Origin of the sequence: Pseudomonas sp. NBRC 100443, assembly GCF_030268185.1 — a bacterium.
Taxonomy (GTDB): domain Bacteria; phylum Pseudomonadota; class Gammaproteobacteria; order Pseudomonadales; family Pseudomonadaceae; genus Pseudomonas; species Pseudomonas citronellolis.
Window position 1 is genome coordinate 226,082 of sequence record NZ_BSQE01000009.1, and the last position, 20,466, is coordinate 246,547.

The window sequence follows — 20,466 nt, forward strand, 5'->3', positions numbered from 1 at the left end:
GGGGCAAGTCATCGTCCGGGCCTGGGGCGCGTGGCGCCAGGCCCGGCGAGGGTGCCGGGCCGGGATTTCCATGTTCTACCCAGCCGTCGGCGAGATTGCAACGCCGCTCACGCGCTGGTGCGCGGGAAGCTCTCGTCGTTGCGCAGGGTGAGGATCTCGTAGCCGTCGGCGGTCACCAGCACGGTGTGCTCCCACTGGGCGGAGAGCTTGCGGTCCTTGGTGATGGCGGTCCAGCCGTCGCCCAGCAGGCGGGTTTCCGGGCGGCCCTGGTTGATCATCGGCTCGATGGTGAAGATCATCCCTTCCTTGAGTTCCAGGCCGGTGCCGGCGCGGCCGTAGTGCAGCACCTGGGGCTCCTCGTGGAACACCTTGCCGATGCCGTGGCCGCAGTACTCGCGGACCACCGAGAAGCCGTTCTTCTCGGCGTACTTCTGGATCACCTCGCCGATGTCGCCCAGGCGCGCGCCGGGCTTGACCACGGAAATGCCCTTGTACATGCATTCCTGGGTGATCTGGCACAGACGGTCGGCCCACTCCGGGGTCTTGCCCACCAGGAACATCTTGCTGGTGTCGCCGTGGTAGCCGTCCTTGATGACGGTGATGTCGATGTTGACGATGTCGCCTTCCTTGAGCGGCTTCTCGTTGGGGATGCCGTGGCAGACGACGTGGTTGATCGAGGTGCAGATGGACTTGGGGAAGCCCTTGTAGTTCAGGGGCGCGGGGATGGCCTGCTGGACGTTGACTATATAGTCGTGGCAGATGCGGTCCAGTTCGTCGGTGGTGACCCCGGGCTTGACGTGCTCGCCGATCATTTCCAGCACCTCGGCGGCCAGGCGGCCGGCGATGCGCATTTTCTCGATGTCTTCGGGCGTCTTGATGGTGACGGTCATAGAATTCTCGGACGCGGGCGGAAAAAGGCAATGGTAACAGTTTCGCAGGCGGCAGGCTGCCATGGAGGCTGGAGGCTGGAGGCTGGAGGCTGGAGGCTGGAGGCTGAACGAAAGAACGTCCTCTGCGTTCCCGCCTCCAGCTTCTAGCCTCCAGCGGCTTTGTGTGATATAAAGCGCCCCGCTTTTGCAGGCTATGGCCTGTTCAAGCCTAACCCACACATGCATCGACACGATGACCTGGGTGCCCTGCGATGCGTTCGGGGGTTGGTCATTGGGATGCATGGAGGCCCAACCCGACTTATCGAGGAACTATCATGTCCCAAGTCAACATGCGCGATATGCTGAAGGCCGGTGTGCACTTCGGCCACCAGACCCGTTACTGGAACCCGAAAATGGGCAAGTTCATTTTCGGCGCGCGCAACAAGATCCACATCATCAACCTGGAAAAGACCCTGCCGCTGTTCAACGAGGCCCTGACCTTCGTTGAGCGCCTGGCCCAGGGCAAGAACAAGATCCTGTTCGTCGGCACCAAGCGTTCCGCCGGCAAGATCGTTCGCGAAGAAGCCGCCCGTTGCGGCATGCCTTACGTCGACCACCGTTGGCTGGGCGGCATGCTCACCAACTACAAGACCATCCGTCAGTCGATCAAGCGCCTGCGCGAGCTGGAAACCCAGCAGCAGGACGGCACCTTCGACAAGCTGACCAAGAAAGAAGCCCTGATGCGCACCCGTGATCTGGAAAAACTGGATCGCAGCCTGGGCGGCATCAAGGACATGGGCGGCCTGCCGGACGCGCTGTTCGTGATCGACGTCGACCACGAGCGCATCGCCATCACCGAAGCCAACAAGCTGGGCATCCCGGTCATCGGCATCGTCGATACCAACAGCAGCCCGGACGGCGTCGACTACGTCATCCCCGGTAACGACGACGCCATCCGCGCCGTTCAGCTGTACCTGGGTTCGATGGCCGAAGCCGTACTGCGCGGCCGTCAGAACGCCCAGGGCGGTGCTGACGAGTTCGTCGAAGAAGCGCCGGCCGAATCCGCCGAAGGCTGATTCCGGGACGTCCAGACGTCCAGCGGTGCGCAAAAAGGGGGCCTGGCCCCCTTTTTGCCACTCCCGAATTCCGCCCGGCCCGCCGGGCGATCTGGTTTTGAGAACCAACTCAAGAGGATTTGCAAATGGCAGAGATCACTGCAGCACTGGTTAAAGAACTGCGCGAGCGCACCGGCCAGGGCATGATGGAGTGCAAGAAGGCCCTGGTTGCCGCCGAAGGCGACATCGAGAAGGCCATCGACGACATGCGCGCTTCGGGCGCCATCAAGGCTGCCAAGAAGGCCGGCAACATCGCCGCCGAAGGTTCCATCGCGGTGAAAGTGGCCGACGACGCCAAGGCCGCCACCATCATCGAAGTCAACTCGCAGACCGACTTCCTGGCCCTGCAGGACGACTTCAAGAACTTCGTCGCCGCCAGCCTGGACAAGGCTTTCGCCCAGAAGCTGAGCGACGCCGCTCCGCTGATCGCCGAGCAGGAGTCCGCCCGTGAGGCCCTGGTCGCCAAGTGCGGCGAGAACGTCAACATCCGTCGCCTGGCACGCGCCGAAGGCGACGTGGTCGGCGCCTACCTGCACGGTCACCGCATCGGCGTACTGGTCACCCTGAAAGGCGGCAACGCCGAACTGGCCCGTGACATCGCCATGCACGTCGCCGCCAGCAACCCGCAGTTCCTGGACCCGTCGCAGGTTTCCGAAGACGCCGTGGCCAAGGAAAAGGAAATCTTCCTGGCGCTGAACGCCGACAAGATCGCCGGCAAGCCGGAAAACATCGTCGAGAACATGGTCAAGGGCCGCATCAACAAGTTCCTCGCCGAAGCCAGCCTGGTCGAGCAGCCGTTCGTCAAGGATCCGGAAGTCAAGGTCGGTGAACTGGCCAAGAAAGCCGGCGCCGAGATCGTCTCCTTCGTTCGCTTCGAAGTGGGCGAGGGCATCGAGAAGGCCGAGGCCGACTTCGCTGCCGAGGTTGCTGCTCAAGTAGCTGCATCCAAGCAATAAGACGGTTTCCACCGTCGCCCCGGAAGAGGCTGCCCGCTCGCGCGTGCGGCCTCTTCGTCAAAGTGGGGAGACCATTCGGGGCGGTCTCCGCGGCTTCGCACCGTTCGTCGGTTCGCGGCGCTGCTAGCCTGGTAGGGCCAGGCTTCCCCGACAGGCGCCCGGTCAGGCGCCACGCATTCCACATCGCCGCAGGAGAAAAAGGTCATGGCTCAGCAGCTGAGCGCACGTCAACCTCGCTATAAACGCATTCTTCTAAAACTGAGCGGCGAAGCCCTGATGGGCAGCGAAGAGTTCGGTATCGACCCCAAGGTCCTGGACCGCATGGCCCTGGAGATCGGCCAACTGGTCGGCATCGGCGTGCAGGTCGGCCTGGTCATCGGCGGCGGCAACCTGTTCCGTGGCGCGGCCCTGTCGGCGGCCGGCATGGACCGCGTCACCGGCGACCACATGGGTATGCTGGCCACCGTGATGAACGGCCTGGCCATGCGCGACGCCCTGGAGCGCTCGAACATCACCGCCATCGTCATGTCGGCCATCAGCATGGTCGGCGTCACCGACCACTACGACCGCCGCAAGGCCATGCGCCACCTCGCCAGCGGCGAAGTGGTGATCTTCTCCGCCGGTACCGGCAACCCCTTCTTCACCACCGACTCGGCCGCCTGCCTGCGCGCCATCGAAATCGATGCCGACGTGGTGCTGAAGGCGACCAAGGTCGATGGTGTGTACACTGCCGATCCGTTCAAGGACCCGAACGCCGAGAAGTTCGAGCGCCTGACCTACGATGAAGTGCTCGACCGCAAGCTGGGCGTGATGGACCTGACCGCCATCTGCCTGTGCCGCGACCAGAAAATGCCGCTGCGGGTGTTCAACATGAACAAGCCGGGCGCGCTGCTGAATATTGTTGTTGGTGGTGCCGAAGGCACCCTGATCGAGGAGGATTGACATGATCAACGAGATCAAGAAAGAAGCGCAGGAGCGCATGGGCAAGGCCCTGGAGGCCCTGGGCCACGCCTTCGCCAAGATCCGCACCGGCCGTGCGCACCCGAGCATCCTGGACAGCGTCATGGTGTCCTACTACGGCTCCGACACCCCGCTGCGCCAGGTCGCCAACGTCACTGTCGAGGATTCCCGCACCCTGGCCCTGAACGTGTTCGACAAGAGCATGATCCAGGCGGTCGAGAAGGCCATCATGACCTCCGACCTGGGCCTGAACCCGGCCACCGCCGGCACCACCATCCGCGTCCCCATGCCGGCCCTGACCGAGGAAACCCGCAAGGGCTTCACCAAGCAGGCCCGCGCCGAGGCCGAGCAGGCCCGCGTCTCCGTGCGCAACATCCGCCGCGACGCCCTGGCCCAGCTCAAGGACCTGCAGAAGGAAAAGGAAATCAGCGAGGACGAAGAGCGTCGCGCCGGGGACGAGGTGCAGAAGCTCACCGACAGGTTCGTCGCCGAGATCGACAAGGCCCTCGAGGCCAAGGAAGCGGATCTGATGGCCGTCTGACGGCCAGGTTGCAGTCATGGACAAGACCAAGCAGGTGGCCGCGGTGCCACGTCACGTGGCCATCATCATGGACGGCAACAACCGCTGGGCGAAGAAGCGCCTGCTGCCCGGCGTTGCCGGGCACAAGGCCGGCGTCAGCGCGGTGCGTGCGGTGGTCAAGACCTGCGCCGAGGCCGGTGTCGAGGTCCTGACGCTGTTCGCCTTCTCCAGCGAGAACTGGCAGCGCCCGGTCGACGAGGTCGGTGCGCTCATGGAGCTGTTCCTCATGGCCCTGCGCCGCGAGGTGCGCAAGCTCGACGAGAACGGCATCCGCCTGCGCATCATCGGTGATCGCAGCCGCTTCCACGCGGAGCTGCAGGCCGCAATGCGCGAGGCGGAGAACCTCACCGCCGGCAACAAGGGGCTGCTGCTGCAGGTGGCGGCCAACTACGGCGGCCAGTGGGACATCACCCAGGCCGCCCAGCGCCTGGCCCGCGAAGTGCAGGCCGGGCACCTGGCGCCGGACGACATCACCCCCGAGCTGATCCAGGGTTGCCTGACCACCGGCGACCAGCCCTTGCCGGACCTGTGCATCCGCACCGGCGGCGAGCACCGCATCAGCAACTTCCTGTTGTGGCAGCTGGCCTACGCCGAGCTGTACTTCTCCGATCTCTACTGGCCGGACTTCAAGAGCGCGGCGATGCGCGAAGCGCTGGCCGACTATGCCACCCGCCAGCGTCGCTTCGGCAAGACCAGCGAGCAGGTGCAGGCCGAGGCCCCCCCGTCATGCTGAAACAACGGATCATCACGGCGCTGGTGCTGCTGCCCATAGCGCTGGGTGGTTTCTTCCTCCTCGATGGCCTCGCCTTCGCGCTGTTCATCGGCCTGGTGGTGACCCTCGGCGCCTGGGAATGGGCGCGCCTGGCCGGCTACAACGAGCAGCCGGCCCGCGTCGGCTATGCCGGCGGGGTCGCGCTGCTGATGCTGCTGCTGTACTGGCTGCCGCAGCTGGCCGGGGCCGTGCTGCTGCTGGCGGTGCTCTGGTGGCTGCTGGCTACCGTGATGGTGCTCACCTACCCGGACAGCGCCTCCAGCTGGGGCGGCCGCTGGCGCCGCCTGCTGATCGGCCTGCTGATCCTGCTGCCGGCCTGGCAGGGGTTGGTGGTGCTCAAACAGTGGCCGCTGGCCAACTGGCTGATCGTCGCGGTCATGGTGCTGGTCTGGGCCGCCGACATCGGCGCCTATTTCTCCGGCAAGGCCTTCGGCAAGCGCAAGCTGGCGCCGCGGGTCAGCCCCGGCAAGAGCTGGGAAGGCTTCTACGGCGGCCTGGCGCTGAGCCTGGCGATCACCTTCGCGGTGGCCATCTACCGTGACTGGTCGGTGCGCGAACTGCTGATGGCGCTGCCCTGCGCGGCCGTGGTGGTGGCGCTGTCGGTGGTCGGCGACCTGACCGAGAGCATGTTCAAGCGCGAGTCGGGCCTGAAGGACAGCAGCAACCTGCTGCCGGGCCACGGCGGCGTCCTCGACCGCATCGACAGCCTGACCGCGGCCATCCCGGTCTTCACCGTGCTGCTCTGGGCCACCGGCTGGGGCACGCCATGAGCGCGCCGCAGCAGGTCTGCGTGCTGGGGGCCACCGGCTCCATCGGCCTGAGCACCCTGGACGTCCTCGCGCGGCATCCGCAGCGCTACAGCGTCTTCGCCATCACCGGGCATTCCCGTCTCGCCGAGCTGGAGGCCCTGTGTTTGGCCCACCGGCCGCGTTTCGCGGTGGTCGCCAGCGACGAGCAGGCCCGCCATCTGCAGGGCGCCCTGCAGGCCGAAGGCCTGGCCACTCGCGTACTGGTGGGCGAGCCGGGGCTGTGCGAAGTCGCCGGCCATCCGGACGTGGACGTGGTCATGGCGGCCATCGTCGGCGCCGCCGGCCTCAAGCCGACCCTGGCGGCGGTGCAGGCCGGCAAGCGCGTGCTGCTGGCCAACAAGGAGGCGCTGGTGATGTCCGGCGCCCTGTTCATGCACGAAGTGCAGGCCCATGGCGCGGTGCTGCTGCCGATCGACAGCGAGCACAATGCCATCTTCCAGTGCATGCCTGGCGACTATGCCCGGGGCCTGGGCCAGGTCGGCGTGCGACGCATCCTGCTGACCGCCTCCGGTGGCCCGTTCCGCGAGACGCCGCTGGATCAACTGTCAGAAGTTTCCCCGGAGCAGGCCTGTGCCCACCCCAACTGGTCCATGGGGCGGAAGATTTCCGTCGACTCGGCCAGCATGATGAACAAGGGCCTGGAGCTGATCGAGGCCTGCTGGCTGTTCGATGCCCCGCCGTCGAAGGTGGAGGTGGTGATCCACCCGCAGAGCGTGATCCATTCCCTGGTCGACTACGTGGATGGCTCGGTGCTCGCCCAGTTGGGCAACCCCGACATGCGCACGCCCATCGCCCACGCCCTGGCCTGGCCCGAGCGCATCGACTCCGGGGTATCGCCGCTGGACCTGTTCGGCATCGCCCGCCTGGACTTCCAGGCCCCTGACGAGCAGCGCTTCCCCTGCCTGCGCCTGGCGCGCCAGGCGGCCGAGGCGGGCGGCAGCGCGCCGGCGATGCTCAATGCCGCCAACGAGGTGGCGGTGGCCGCATTCCTCGAACGGCGCATCCGTTTCACCGAGATCGCGGTTATCATCGACGAGGTGCTGAACCGCGAGGCTGCCACGCCGGTCGAAAGCCTCGACGTGGTGCTGGAGGCCGACCGCCGTGCGCGCGAGGCCGCGCAGGCCTGGTTGCATGGGCGTGGTCGCTAGGCCCTGAGCCCTGGAGGTAGAGATGAGCGCACTTTACATGGTCGTCGGGCTGATCATCGCCCTTGGCGTCCTGGTGACATTCCACGAGTTCGGTCACTTCTGGGTGGCGCGCCGCTGTGGGGTCAGGGTGCTGCGCTTCTCGGTGGGCTTCGGCACGCCCCTGGTGCGCTGGCACGACCGCCACGGCACCGAATTCGTGGTGGCCGCCATTCCCCTGGGCGGCTACGTGAAGATGCTCGACGAGCGCGAGGGCGAGGTGCCTCTCGACCAGCTCGACCAGGCCTTCAACCGCAAGACGGTATTCCAGCGCATCGCCATAGTCGCGGCGGGCCCCGTGGCCAACTTCCTGTTGGCCATCCTGTTCTTCTGGATCCTCGCCATGCTGGGCACCCAGCAGGTGCGCCCGGTCATCGGCTCCATCGTGCCCGACAGCCCGGCGGCGCTGGGCGGCCTGGCCGCCGGCCAGGAAGTGCTGGCGGTGGATGGCGAGCCGGTGGACGGCTGGGCGGCGGTCAACCTGCGCCTGGTGCGGCGCCTGGGCGAGACCGGCGAGCTGAGCGTCAGCGTGCGCGAGCCGGGCTCCTCGGCGCAGAGCCTGCACCAGTTGCCGATCAAGGCCTGGCTGAAGAGCGCGGACAACCCCGATCCCATCGGCGGCCTGGGCATCCAGCCGTGGCGCCCGGCCATGCCGCCGGTGATCGCCGAGCTGGACCCGCAGGGCCCCGGCAAGGCCGCGGGCCTGGCCATCGGCGACCGGCTGCTGCGGGTGGACGGCCAGGCGGTGGACGACTGGCAGCAGGTGGTCGACAAGGTACGCGCCCGTCCGGAGCAGTCGGTGAGCATCGCCCTGCTGCGCGACGGCCAGGAGCGCGAGCTGACCCTGAAACTGGCGGCGAAAGGCGAGGGCAAGGCCCGTGCCGGTTACCTGGGGGCCGGTGTGGCCGGTGGCCAGTGGCCGGCGGAAATGCTCCGCGAGGTCAGCTTCGGTCCGGTCGCCGCGGTGGGCGAAGCGCTCTCCCGAACCTGGTCGATGAGTCTGCTAACCCTGGATTCTCTAAAGAAAATGGTGCTGGGCCAGCTCTCGGTAAAAAACTTGAGCGGGCCGATAACCATTGCTAAAGTGGCGGGCGCTTCGGCCCAGTCCGGCGTAGGGGATTTTCTGCATTTCCTCGCCTATCTGAGCATAAGTTTGGGGGTTCTCAACCTGTTGCCGATACCCGTCCTCGATGGCGGGCATCTGTTGTTCTACCTGGTCGAGTGGGTGCGTGGCCGCCCATTGTCAGAGCGGGTCCAGGCTTGGGGGATGCAGATCGGCATCAGCCTGGTCGTTGGGGTCATGTTGCTGGCCCTGGTCAACGATCTGAGTCGACTGTAGCTGCCATTGGGTTTCGGATCTGCCGCCTCACGCGGCAGATTCTTTATTTGTCAGTTGGAAAAAAAAGGACTCCATGAAACGCTTTCTGTTACCCGCGGCTCTTTCCGCGTTGATGATCGCCCAGGTTCACGCAGAGTCCTTCACAGTTTCCGACATCCGCGTCAACGGCCTGCAGCGCGTATCCGCGGGTAGCGTGTTCGCCGCCCTGCCGCTGAACGTCGGTGACCAGATCGATGACCGCCGTCTGGTCGAGGCGACCCGCTCGCTGTTCAAGACCGGCTTCTTCCAGGATATCCACCTCGGCCGCGATGGCAACGTACTGGTCATCGACGTGGTCGAGCGCCCCTCCATCTCCAGCATCGAGATCGAAGGCAACAAGGCCATCAGCACCGAAGACCTGATGAAGGGCCTCAAGCAGTCCGGCCTGGCCGAAGGCGAAATCTTCCAGCGCGCCACCCTCGAAGGCGTGCGCAACGAGCTGCAGCGCCAGTACGTGGCCCAGGGCCGCTACTCGGCCAACATCGAGACCCAGGTCACTCCGCAGCCGCGCAACCGCGTGGCGCTGAAGATCACCGTCAACGAAGGCACGGTCGCAGCCATCGCCCACGTCAACGTGGTCGGCAACACCGTGTTCTCCGACGAGGACCTGACCGGCCTGTTCGAGTTGAAGGAAACCAACTGGCTGTCCTTCTTCAAGAACGACGACAAGTATTCCCGCGAGAAGCTCTCCGGCGACCTGGAACGCCTGCGCTCCTACTACCTGGACCGCGGCTACATCCACATGGACATCGCCTCCACCCAGGTTTCCATCACCCCGGACAAGAAACACGTCTACATCACCGTCAACATCAACGAGGGTGAGAAGTACAAGGTCCGCGACGTGAAGCTGACCGGCGACCTCAAGGTGCCGGAAGAGGAAATCAAGAAGCTGATGCTGGTCGAGCCGGGCCAGGTGTTCTCGCGCAAGGTGATGACCTCCACCTCCGACCTGATCACCCGCCGCCTGGGCAACGAGGGCTACACCTTCGCCAACGTCAACGGCGTGCCGGAAGCCCATGACGACGACAAGACCGTGTCCATCACCTACGTGGTCGACCCGGGCAAGCGCGCCTACGTCAACCGCATCAACTTCCGCGGCAACACCAAGACCGAAGACCAGGTGCTGCGCCGCGAGATGCGCCAGATGGAGGGCGGCTGGGCCAGCACCTACCTGATCGACCAGTCCAAGCAGCGCCTGGAGCGCCTGGGCTACTTCAAGACGGTCAACGTCGAGACCCCGGCCGTTCCGGGCACCGACGACCAGGTGGACGTCAACTACAGCGTGGAAGAGCAGCCCTCCGGCTCCATCACCGCCAGCATCGGCTTCGCCCAGGATGCCGGCCTGATCCTCGGCGGCTCGATCAGCCAGAACAACTTCCTGGGTACCGGCAACAAGGTCAGCATCGGCCTGACCAAGTCCGACTACCAGACCCGCTACAACTTCGGCTTCGTCGACCCCTACTGGACCGTCGACGGCGTGAGCCTGGGCTACAACGCCTTCTACCGCAAGACCGACTACGACAAGCTCGACGTCGACGTCTCCGACTACTCGGTGAACAGCCTCGGCGCCGGCGTCAGCATCGGCTACCCGATCAGCGAGACCTCGCGCCTGACCTACGGCCTGACCGTGCAGCGCGACACCATCGACACCGGCGCCTACACCGTCGACGAGATCTTCGACTTCCTCGAGAAGGAAGGCGACAACTTCACCAACTTCAAGGCCTCCATCGGCTGGTCCGAGTCCACCCTGAACAAGGGCGTGCTGGCCACCCGCGGCCACTCGCAAAGCCTGGTGCTGGAATCGACCATCCCCGGCAGCGACCTGTCGTTCTACAAGCTGGACTACCGCGGCCAGATCTTCGCGCCGCTGTCCGACACCTACACCATGCGCTTCCACACCGAGCTGGGCTACGGCGACGGCTACGGCTCCACCGAGCGCCTGCCGTTCTACGAGAACTACTACGCCGGCGGCTTCAACTCGGTGCGCGGCTTCAAGGACAGCTCCCTCGGCCCGCGCAGTACGCCGAGCGTCGCCGACCCCGCGACCAGCATCGCCTCCGGCGGGCCGGACGCCCGCGGTCGCTACACCGACCCGGACCAGGACCCGCAGGCCTTCGGTGGTAACGTGATGATCACCGGCGGCGCCGAACTGCTGTTCCCGCTGCCCTTCGTCAAGGACCAGAGCCAGCTGCGTACCGTACTGTTCTGGGACGTGGGCAACGTGTTCGATTCCGACTGCCCGCTGTCCACCACCCAGGGCTGCGACGGTATCAAGCTGAACGACATGGCCATGTCCGTGGGTGTCGGTCTGACCTGGATCACCGCGCTCGGCCCGCTGAGCTTCAGCCTCGGTACCCCGATCAAGAAGCCGGACAACGCGGAAACCCAGATCTTCCAGTTCTCCCTGGGGCAGACCTTCTGATTCGCCATCTTGTTGTATAGACAACCTAGCTTTGTGCAGGAGTGCAATGTGCGTAAGTTGACCCAGTTCGTCCTGATCACCGCCGCCCTGATGGCGAGCCCCGCGTTCGCCGACATGAAGATCGCGGTGCTCAACTACCAGATGGCGCTCCTCGAGTCCGATGCGGCCAAGCAGTACGCCGTCGATGCCGAGAAGAAATTCGGCCCGCAGCTGAGCAAGCTGCGCGCCCTGGAAAGCGACGCCAAGGCCCTGCAGGACAAGCTGGTCAATGGCGGCAGCAAGCTGTCCAAGTCCGAGCGCGACAAGGCCGAGGACGACTTCAAGCAGAAGGCCCGCGACTTCCAGTTCCAGTCCAAGGAGCTGAACGAAGCCAAGGCCTCCGCCGACCGCGAAATGCTCAAGAAGCTCAAGCCGAAGCTGGACCAGGCCGTCGAGGAAACCATCAAGAAGGGCGGCTACGACCTGGTGGTCGAGCGCGGCGCGGTGGTCGACGTCAAACCCCAGTACGACATCACCCGCCAGGTCATCGAGCGGATGAACCAGCTGCGCTGATGATGAGCCCGCGGTCCCATACCCTCGCCGAACTGGCCGCTCAGCTCCAGGCGGAGCTGCGTGGCGACCCGGCCGTGGTCATCCACGGCCTGGCCACCCTGCAGGATGCCGGCCCGGAGCAACTGAGCTTCCTGGCCAACCCGCAGTACCGCAAGTTCCTGGCCGACAGCCGGGCCGGCGCGGTGCTGCTCACCGCCGCCGACGCCGAAGGCTTCACCGGCAACGCGCTGGTAGTGCCCGACCCCTACCTGGCCTACGCCGGGCTGTCGCACCAGTTCGATCCCAAGCCCAGGGCGCCCGCCGGCATCCATCCCACCGCGGTGGTCGATGCCAGCGCCAGCGTCGATCCCACGGCCAGCATCGGCCCCTACGTGGTGATCGAGGCCGGCGCGCAGATCGGCGCCGGCGTCACCCTCGGCGCCCACTGCTTCGTCGGCGCGCGCAGCGTGATCGGCGAGGGCGGTTGGCTGGCCCCGCGCGTGACCCTCTACCACGACGTGCGCATCGGCAAGCGCGTGGTGATCCAGTCCGGCGCGGTGCTCGGCGGCGAAGGCTTCGGCTTCGCCAAGCAGCAGGGCGCCTGGCAGAAGATCGCGCAGATCGGCGGCGTCACCATCGGCGACGACGTCGAGATCGGCGCCAACACCACCATCGACCGTGGTGCGCTGTCCGATACCCTGGTTGGCAACGGCGTCAAGCTGGACAACCAGATCATGATCGCGCACAACGTGCAGATCGGCGATCACACCGCCATGGCCGGCTGCTGCGGGATTTCCGGCAGCGCCAAGATCGGCAGGCATTGCATGCTCGCCGGCGGCGTCGGCCTGGTCGGGCACATCGAGATCTGCGACAACGTCTTCGTCACCGGCATGACCATGGTCACCCGCTCGATCACCGAGCCGGGCGCCTACTCATCCGGCACGGCCATGCAGCCCGCCGCTGAATGGAAGAAGAGCGCTGCCCGTATTCGCCAGTTGGACGACATGGCCCGTCGTCTGCAACAGCTGGAAAAGCGCCTGGCCGCCGTGACCCCGAGCGGAGACACTCCATCTGATGCGTGAGTCACGCATTTTTTGGCGTTTCCCTTTTCTGAACAGGCTCCCCTGAACATGATGGACATCAACGAGATTCGCGAATACCTGCCTCATCGCTACCCCTTCCTGCTGGTGGACCGGGTGGTAGAGCTGGACATCGAAGGCAAGCGCATTCGCGCCTACAAGAATGTCAGCATCAACGAGCCGTTCTTCAATGGCCACTTCCCGCAGCACCCGATCATGCCCGGCGTGCTGATCATCGAGGCCATGGCCCAGGCGGCCGGCATCCTCGGCTTCAAGATGCTCGACGTGAAGCCGGCCGACGGCACCCTGTACTACTTCGTCGGCTCCGACAAGCTGCGCTTCCGCCAGCCGGTGCTGCCGGGCGACCAACTGAACCTGCATGCCCAGTTCATCAGCGTGAAGCGCGGCATCTGGAAGTTCGACTGCCACGCCACCGTCGATGACAAGCCGGTGTGCTCGGCCGAAATCATCTGTGCGGAACGCAAACTATGAGTTTGATCGATCCTCGCGCCATCATCGATCCGCGGGCAAAGCTGGCCGACGACGTAGAGGTGGGCCCCTGGTCCATCGTCGGGCCGGATGTGGAAATCGGCGAAGGTACGGTGATCGGTCCGCACGTGGTGCTCAAGGGCCCCACGAAGATCGGCAGACACAACCGGATTTTCCAGTTCTCCAGCGTCGGTGAGGACACTCCCGACCTGAAGTACAAGGGCGAGCCGACTCGCCTGGTGATCGGCGACCACAACGTGATCCGCGAGGGTGTGACCATCCACCGCGGCACCATCCAGGACCGCTCGGAAACCACCATCGGCGACCACAACCTGTTCATGGCCTACGTCCACGTCGGCCATGACAGCGTGATCGGCAACCACTGCATCCTGGTCAACAACACCGCGCTGGCTGGCCACGTGCACGTGGACGACTGGGCGATCCTCTCCGGCTACACCCTGGTGCACCAGTTCTGCCGCATCGGCGCCCACAGCTTCTCCGGCATGGGCACCGCCATCGGCAAGGACGTGCCGGCCTACGTGACCGTCTTCGGCAACCCAGCCGAGGCGCGCAGCATGAACTTCGAGGGCATGCGCCGCCGCGGCTTCAGCGCCGAGGCCATCCACGCCCTGCGCCGGGCCTACAAGGTGGTGTACCGCCAGGGCCTGACAGTGGAAGAGGCGCTCGCCGAGCTGGCCGAATCCGCCGCGCAGTTCCCGGAAGTCGCGGTGTTCTGCGACTCCATCCAGAGCGCCACCCGCGGCATCACCCGCTGACCATGGCTGCGGGCACCGGCAAGCTGCGCGTCGCCCTGGTGGTGGGCGAGGCCTCGGGGGACATCCTTGGCGCCGGCCTGATGCAGGCGCTGCGCGAACGCCACCCCGAGGTCGAGTTCATCGGCGTGGGCGGTGCGCGCATGCAGGCCCAGGGCCTGGTTTCCGAATTCCCCATGGAGCGCCTGGCGGTCATGGGCCTGGTCGAGGTCCTCGGCCGCCTGCGCGAGCTGCTGCGCCGGCGCAAGGACCTGGTCCGCAACCTGATACTCGCGCGCCCCGACGTCTTCATCGGCATCGACGCGCCGGACTTCAACCTCGGGCTGGAGCTGCAGCTGCGCCGCGCCGGCATCCGCACCGTGCACTACGTCAGCCCCTCGGTCTGGGCCTGGCGGCAGAAGCGCGTGCTGAAGATCAAGCAGGCCTGCGACCTGATGCTGGCTCTGTTCCCCTTCGAGGCGAAGTTCTACGAAGAGCACGGCGTGCCGGTGCGCTTCGTCGGCCATCCGCTGGCCAACACCATCCCCCTGGAAGCCGACCGCGCCGCCGCGCGCGAGCAGCTCGGCCTGCCGGCCGACGCCCAGGTGGTGGCGCTGCTGCCGGGCAGCCGCGGCGGCGAGGTGGGCAAGCTCGGCGCGCTGTTCCTGGATACCGCCGAACGCCTGCTGCAGCAGCGCCCGGGCCTGCGCTTCGTGCTGCCCTGCGCCAGCCCCGAGCGGCGCGCGCAGCTGGAGCAGATGCTGCAGGGCCGCCAACTGCCGCTGCAACTGCTCGACGGCCAGTCCCACGAGGCCCTGGCCGCCTGTGACGCGGTACTGATCGCCTCCGGCACCGCGACCCTCGAAGCGCTGCTGTACAAGCGGCCAATGGTCGTGGCCTACAAGGTCGCGCCGCTGACCTATGCCATCCTCAAGCGCCTGGTGAAGAGCCCCTACATCTCGCTGCCGAACCTGCTCGCCGGACGCCTGCTGGCCCCCGAGCTGATCCAGGACGCGGCGACCCCCGAGGCCCTGGCGCAACACCTGTTGCCGCTGCTGGACGACGGCAGCGCGCAGACCGAATCCTTCGACGCCATCCACCGCGCCCTGCGCCAGGATGCGTCCGCGCAGGCCGCCGAGGCGGTGCTCGCCCTGGTGGAGAAACGCTGATGCAGATGGGCCTGGATTTCGACTTGGTCGAGGAACTGGTGGCCGGGGTCGACGAAGTGGGCCGCGGCCCGCTCTGCGGCCCGGTGGTCACCGCCGCGGTGATCCTCGACCCGGCGCGGCCGATCATCGGCCTGAACGACTCGAAGAAGCTCAGCGAGGCGCGCCGCGAGGCGCTGTTCGACGAGATCCGCGAGAAGGCCCTGGCCTGGTTCATCGCCCGCGCCGAGGTCGAGGAGATCGACCGGCTGAACATCCTCCACGCCACCATGCTGGCCATGCAGCGCGCGGTGGAGGGCCTGAGCGTCACCCCGAAACTGGCGCTGATCGACGGCAACCGCTGCCCGAAACTCAGGGTGCCGGCGGCCCCAGTGGTGCAGGGCGATGCCAAGGTGCCGGCCATCGCCGCCGCCTCCATCCTGGCCAAGGTCTCCCGCGACCGCGAGATGCAGGAAATGGAAGCCCTCTACCCGGGCTACGGCATCGGCGGGCACAAGGGCTACCCGACCCCGGTGCACCTGGAAGCCCTCAAGCGCCTGGGTCCGACGCCTATCCACCGGCGCTCCTTCGCCCCGGTGCGCGCGCTGCTGGAAAGCCCGTCCGGCATCCTCTGAGCGCCGCAGGGCGGCAGTGGCGATCTGAAGCCTGTAGCTTTGCGGAGCGGGCCGGTACAATCGGCCGCTTATCGTTTCCGCGTTGCATAGGACCACCATGACCGCCTCCTTCGTCCACCTGCGTCTGCACTCCGAGTACTCCCTGGTCGACGGCCTGGTCAGGGTCAAGCCGTTGTGCAAGGCAGTGGCCGGCGCCGGCATGCCGGCGGTGGCGATCACCGACCAGAGCAACATGTGCTCGCTGGTGAAGTTCTACAAGACCGCCATGGGCGCCGGCATCAAGCCGATCTGCGGCGCCGACATCTGGCTGGCCAGCCGCGACGAGGACGGCCCGCTCAGCCGCCTGAGCCTGCTGGTGATGAACGCCAAGGGCTACCGCAACCTCACCGAGCTGATCTCCCGCGGCTGGCAGGAAGGCCAACGCAACGGCGAGATCATCATCGAGCGCGACTGGGTGAAAGAGGCCGCCGAAGGCCTGATCGCGCTGTCCGCGGCCAAGGAAGGGGAGATCGGCCACGCCCTGCTCGACGGCGAGGACGCGCTGGCCGACTCGCTGCTGGCCGAGTGGATGGAAGTCTTCCCCGACCGCTTCTATCTGGAAGTGCAGCGCACCGCGCGGGTCAACGACGAGGAACACCTGCACGCCGCCGTGGCGCTGGCCGAGCGCAGCGGCGCGCCGCTGGTGGCCACCAATGACGTGCGCTTCATCAAGCAGGAAGACTTCGAGGCCCACGAGACCCGCGTGTGCATCGGCGAAGGCCGCGCCCTGGACGACCCGCGCCGCTCGCGCAACTACTCCGACCAGCAGTACCTGAAATCGCCGGCGGAAATGGCCGAGCTGTTCAGCGACCTGCCCGAGGCCCTGGAAAACACCGTCGAGATCGCCAAGCGCTGCAACATCGAAGTGCAGCTGGGCAAGTACTTCCTGCCCAACTTCCCGATTCCCATCGAAGGCATGGACATCAACGACTACCTGCGCCATGTCTCCTACGAGGGGCTGGAGGAGCGCCTGGCGGTGCTGCTGCCCAAGGACACGCCGAACTACGAGGAAAAGCGCCAGGTCTACGTCGACCGCCTGGAGTTCGAGCTGGGCACCATCATCCAGATGGGCTTCCCCGGCTACTTCCTGATCGTGATGGACTTCATCAAGTGGGCCAAGAACAACGGCGTGCCGGTGGGGCCGGGCCGGGGTTCGGGTGCCGGCTCGCTGGTTGCCTATGTGCTGAAGATCACCGACCTCGACCCGCTGGCCTACGACCTGCTGTTCGAGCGCTTCCTCAACCCCGAACGTATCTCCATGCCCGACTTCGACGTGGACTTCTGCATGGAAGGCCGCGACCGGGTGATCGACTACGTGGCCGACGCCTACGGGCGCAACGCGGTGAGCCAGATCATCACCTTCGGCTCCATGGCCGCCAAGGCGGTGGTGCGCGACGTGGCGCGGGTGCAGGGCAAGTCCTACGGCCTGGCCGACAAGCTGTCGAAGATGATCCCCTTCGAAGTCGGCATGACCCTGGACAAGGCCTTCGAACAGGAGGAAATGCTCCGCGATTTCCTCAAGTCCGACGAGGAAGCCCAGGAAATCTGGGACATGGCCCTGAAGCTGGAAGGCGTCACCCGCGGCACCGGCAAGCACGCGGGCGGCGTGGTGATCGCGCCGACCAAGCTCACCGACTTCTCGCCCATCGCCTGCGACGAAGAGGGCGGCGGCCTGGTGACCCAGTTCGACAAGGACGACGTGGAAGCCGCCGGCCTGGTGAAGTTCGACTTCCTCGGCCTGCGCACCCTGACCATCATCAAGTGGGCGATGGAAATCATCCATCGCATCCAGCGCAAGGCCGGCGACGAGAACCTGGTCGACATCGACCGCATCCCGCTGGACGACAAGAAGACCTACGACCTGCTGCAGAAGGCCGAGACCACCGCGGTGTTCCAGCTGGAATCGCGCGGCATGAAGGAGCTGATCAAGAAGCTCAAGCCGGACTGCCTGGAAGACCTGATCGCACTGGTGGCGCTGTTCCGTCCCGGCCCGCTGCAGTCGGGCATGGTGGACGACTTCATCAACCGTAAGCACGGCCGCGAGGAAATCTCCTACCCGCACCCGGACTACCAGTATGCGGGCCTGGAGCCGGTGCTCAAGCCCACCTACGGCATCATCCTGTACCAGGAACAGGTGATGCAGATCGCCCAGGTGATGGCCGGCTACACCCTCGGCGGCGCGGACATGCTGCGCCGCGCCATGGGCAAGAAGAAGCCCGAGGAGATGGCCAAGCAGCGCGGCGGCTTCATCGAGGGCTGCGCCAACAACGGCATCGACAAGGACCTGGCGGGCAACATCTTCGACCTGGTGGAAAAGTTCGCCGGCTACGGCTTCAACAAGTCGCACTCGGCCGCCTACGGCCTGGTCTCCTACCAGACCGCCTGGCTGAAGACGCACTGGGCCGCGCCCTTCATGGCCGCGGTACTCACCGCGGATATGCAGAACACCGACAAGGTGGTGACGCTGATCGAAGAATGCCGGCACATGAAGCTGCGCATCGTCGCCCCGGACGTGAACAACTCCGAGTTCCGCTTCACCGTCGACGACGACAACCAGATCGTCTATGGCCTGGGCGCGATCAAGGGCGTCGGCGAAGGCCCGGTGGAAGCCATCACCGAATGCCGCGCCGAGGGCGGGCCGTTCAAGGACCTGTTCGATTTCTGCGACCGCATCGACCTCAAGCGCATCAACAAGCGCACCCTCGATGCGCTGATCCGCGCCGGCGCGCTGGACCGCCTGGGCCCGTATTTCCACGAAGAGCCCAAGGCCTACCTGGCCGATATCGACCGCAACCGCGCAGTGCTGCTGGCGTCCATGGAGGAAGCCATCAAGGCCGCCGAGCAGACCTCGCGCAGCCATGACAGCGGCCACATGGACCTGTTCGGCGGGCTGTTCGCCGAGCCGGAGGCCGACGTTTACGCCAACCACCGCAAGGCCAAGGAACTGACCCTCAAGGAACGCCTGAAAGGCGAGAAGGACACTCTCGGCCTGTACCTCACCGGCCACCCGATCGACGAGTACGAAGGCGAGGTGCGCCGCTTCGCCCGCCAGCGCATCGTCGAACTGAAGCCGGCGCGCGACACCCAGACCGTGGCCGGGCTGATCGTCAACCTGCGGGTGATGAAGAACAAGCGCGGCGACAAGATGGGCTTCGTCACCCTCGACGATCGCTCTGGGCGCATCGAGGCCTCGCTGTTCGCCGAGGCCTTCGCCGCCAACCAGGGCCTGCTGCAGACCGACGCCATGGTGGTGATCGAGGGCGAGGTCAGCCAGGACGACTTCTCCGGCGGCCTGCGCCTGCGCGCCAAGCGCGTCATGGGCCTGGAGGAGGCGCGCACCGCGCTGGCCGAGAGCCTGCGGCTGAAGGTCGCCGCGGATGCGCTCAAGGGCGACCGCCTGCGCTGGCTGGCTGAGCTGTGCGGCCGCCACCGCGGCAACTGCCCGGTCACCGTCGACTACAGTTCCAGCGACGCCCGCGCCCTGCTGCAGTTCGGCGAAGACTGGCGCATCGACCCGGCCGATGCGCTGATTCAGGCATTGCGTGACCAGTTCGGACGCGACAACGTCTTCCTCAACTACCGCTAGCGTGGCCGGTGGCCGAACGCCGCCCGCCCGCCAGTCTCGACCCTGGGCGCCCGATACCGTAAGGTAGGGCGCCATACGGACCAGGCCCTGCCGCCATTCAGCACGACGGATAGCCCATGAACCCGAACTTCCTCGATTTCGAACAGCCGATCGCCGACATGCAAGCCAAGATCGAAGAGCTGCGTCTGGTCGGCAACGACAACTCCATCAACATCAGCGATGAAATCGCCCGCCTGGAAGACAAGAGCCGCGCGCTGACCGAGAACATCTTCGGCAACCTGAGCAGCTGGCAGATCGCCCAGCTCGCGCGCCACCCGCGCCGGCCCTACACCCTGGACTACATCGAGCACATCTTCACCGAGTTCGAAGAACTGCACGGCGACCGCCACTTCGCCGACGACGCCGCCATCGTTGGCGGCGTCGCCCGCCTGGACGAGCAGCCGGTGATGGTCATCGGCCACCAGAAGGGCCGCGAAGTGCGCGAGAAGGTGCGCCGCAACTTCGGCATGCCGCGTCCGGAAGGCTACCGCAAGGCCTGCCGCCTGATGGAAATGGCCGAACGCTTCAAGATGCCGATCCTGACCTTCATCGACACCCCCGGCGCCTACCCGGGCATCGACGCCGAAGAGCGCGGCCAGAGCGAGGCCATTGCCTGGAACCTGCGCGTGATGGCGCGCCTGAAGACGCCGATCATCGCCACCGTCATCGGCGAGGGCGGCTCCGGCGGCGCCCTGGCCATCGGCGTCTGCGACAACCTGAACATGCTGCAGTACTCCACCTACGCGGTGATCTCCCCGGAAGGCTGCGCCTCGATCCTATGGCGCACCGCCGAAAAGGCCCCGGAAGCCGCCGAAGCCATGGGCATCACCGCGGCGCGCCTGAAAGACCTGGGCATCGTCGACACCGTGATCCCCGAACCGCTGGGCAGCGCCCACCGCGACCCGGCCGCTGCAGCGGAAAGCATCCGCAACGCGCTCAAGTCGCAACTGGCCATGCTCAAGGGCCTGAGCACCCAGGAACTGCTGGCGCGTCGCTACGAGCGGCTGATGAGCTACGGGATCGCTTGAGGGCGGCGGGAGGCTGGAAGCTGGAAGCTGAAGGCAAGAGCGAAAAGCCCGCCTCCCTCACGCTCTTCGCTTCCAACTTCCAGCTTCCAGCTTCCAGC

General features: G+C 66.1%; 18 protein-coding genes. 17 read left to right on the forward strand and 1 reads right to left on the reverse strand.

The genetic code is table 11. The features are described from left to right. Positions 1–107 precede the first annotated feature (107 nt). Positions 108–890 (reverse strand): type I methionyl aminopeptidase, encoded by a 783-nt coding sequence (gene map / locus QSJ95_RS14385; protein ID WP_009616630.1) that lies wholly within the window; start codon positions 888–890, stop codon positions 108–110. A 314-nt stretch (positions 891–1,204) separates the two neighbouring features. On the opposite strand from map, the gene rpsB reads away from it, so the two are divergent. The 17 genes from rpsB to accA all read left to right on the forward strand — a co-directional run bounded on the left by rpsB (position 1,205) and on the right by accA (position 20,368). Then, positions 1,205–1,945, forward strand: coding sequence for a 30S ribosomal protein S2 (gene rpsB / locus QSJ95_RS14390; RefSeq protein ID WP_009616632.1), 741 nt, complete (start codon positions 1,205–1,207; stop codon positions 1,943–1,945). Between the two features lie 125 nt (positions 1,946–2,070). Then, positions 2,071–2,940 (forward strand): translation elongation factor Ts, encoded by an 870-nt coding sequence (gene tsf / locus QSJ95_RS14395; RefSeq protein ID WP_009616633.1) that lies wholly within the window; start codon positions 2,071–2,073, stop codon positions 2,938–2,940. A gap of 204 nt (positions 2,941–3,144) precedes the next feature. Beyond that, positions 3,145–3,882: a UMP kinase gene (gene pyrH / locus QSJ95_RS14400; protein ID WP_009616635.1), complete on the forward strand. Its 738-nt coding sequence runs from the start codon at positions 3,145–3,147 to the stop codon at positions 3,880–3,882. A 1-nt stretch (position 3,883) separates the two neighbouring features. Continuing rightward, a complete protein-coding gene (frr, locus tag QSJ95_RS14405; RefSeq protein ID WP_009616637.1) occupies positions 3,884–4,441 on the forward strand; it encodes a ribosome recycling factor in 558 nt (185 codons plus the stop codon). A gap of 16 nt (positions 4,442–4,457) precedes the next feature. Further along, positions 4,458–5,213 (forward strand): undecaprenyl pyrophosphate synthase, encoded by a 756-nt coding sequence (uppS, locus tag QSJ95_RS14410; RefSeq protein WP_009616639.1) that lies wholly within the window; start codon positions 4,458–4,460, stop codon positions 5,211–5,213. Further along, positions 5,207–6,022 (forward strand): phosphatidate cytidylyltransferase, encoded by an 816-nt coding sequence (locus QSJ95_RS14415; RefSeq protein WP_009616641.1) that lies wholly within the window; start codon positions 5,207–5,209, stop codon positions 6,020–6,022. Before uppS ends, QSJ95_RS14415 begins: the two co-directional genes overlap by 7 nt. After that, complete coding sequence (gene ispC / locus QSJ95_RS14420; RefSeq protein WP_069863658.1) at positions 6,019–7,209, forward strand: 1-deoxy-D-xylulose-5-phosphate reductoisomerase; 1,191 nt, start codon at positions 6,019–6,021, stop codon at positions 7,207–7,209. Before QSJ95_RS14415 ends, ispC begins: the two co-directional genes overlap by 4 nt. A 22-nt stretch (positions 7,210–7,231) precedes the next feature. Further along, positions 7,232–8,584: an RIP metalloprotease RseP gene (rseP, locus tag QSJ95_RS14425; RefSeq protein WP_043271186.1), complete on the forward strand. Its 1,353-nt coding sequence runs from the start codon at positions 7,232–7,234 to the stop codon at positions 8,582–8,584. Positions 8,585–8,657: 73 nt separating this feature from the next. After that, positions 8,658–11,045 (forward strand): outer membrane protein assembly factor BamA, encoded by a 2,388-nt coding sequence (gene bamA / locus QSJ95_RS14430; protein ID WP_069863662.1) that lies wholly within the window; start codon positions 8,658–8,660, stop codon positions 11,043–11,045. Between the two features lie 48 nt (positions 11,046–11,093). Continuing rightward, entirely contained in the window at positions 11,094–11,597 is a 504-nt protein-coding gene (locus QSJ95_RS14435; protein WP_009616651.1) for an OmpH/Skp family outer membrane protein, read from the forward strand. Further along, the gene (gene lpxD, locus QSJ95_RS14440; protein WP_043271182.1) at positions 11,597–12,658 is read left to right on the forward strand and encodes a UDP-3-O-(3-hydroxymyristoyl)glucosamine N-acyltransferase; all 1,062 of its coding nucleotides are present in this window, start codon (positions 11,597–11,599) and stop codon (positions 12,656–12,658) included. Before QSJ95_RS14435 ends, lpxD begins: the two co-directional genes overlap by 1 nt. A gap of 48 nt (positions 12,659–12,706) precedes the next feature. Then, positions 12,707–13,147 (forward strand): 3-hydroxyacyl-ACP dehydratase FabZ, encoded by a 441-nt coding sequence (gene fabZ / locus QSJ95_RS14445; protein ID WP_009616653.1) that lies wholly within the window; start codon positions 12,707–12,709, stop codon positions 13,145–13,147. Next, a complete protein-coding gene (gene lpxA, locus QSJ95_RS14450; RefSeq protein WP_009616654.1) occupies positions 13,144–13,920 on the forward strand; it encodes an acyl-ACP--UDP-N-acetylglucosamine O-acyltransferase in 777 nt (258 codons plus the stop codon). The genes fabZ and lpxA overlap by 4 nt, the downstream gene beginning before the upstream one ends. 2 nt (positions 13,921–13,922) lie before the next feature. Beyond that, positions 13,923–15,065: a lipid-A-disaccharide synthase gene (gene lpxB / locus QSJ95_RS14455; protein WP_285643153.1), complete on the forward strand. Its 1,143-nt coding sequence runs from the start codon at positions 13,923–13,925 to the stop codon at positions 15,063–15,065. After that, entirely contained in the window at positions 15,065–15,676 is a 612-nt protein-coding gene (gene rnhB / locus QSJ95_RS14460) for a ribonuclease HII (protein ID WP_043271176.1), read from the forward strand. Before lpxB ends, rnhB begins: the two co-directional genes overlap by 1 nt. A 97-nt stretch (positions 15,677–15,773) precedes the next feature. Further along, positions 15,774–19,301: a DNA polymerase III subunit alpha gene (gene dnaE / locus QSJ95_RS14465; RefSeq protein WP_043271174.1), complete on the forward strand. Its 3,528-nt coding sequence runs from the start codon at positions 15,774–15,776 to the stop codon at positions 19,299–19,301. 116 nt (positions 19,302–19,417) lie between these two features. Further along, positions 19,418–20,368: an acetyl-CoA carboxylase carboxyl transferase subunit alpha gene (accA, locus tag QSJ95_RS14470; protein ID WP_009616669.1), complete on the forward strand. Its 951-nt coding sequence runs from the start codon at positions 19,418–19,420 to the stop codon at positions 20,366–20,368. Positions 20,369–20,466: the final 98 nt, after the last annotated feature.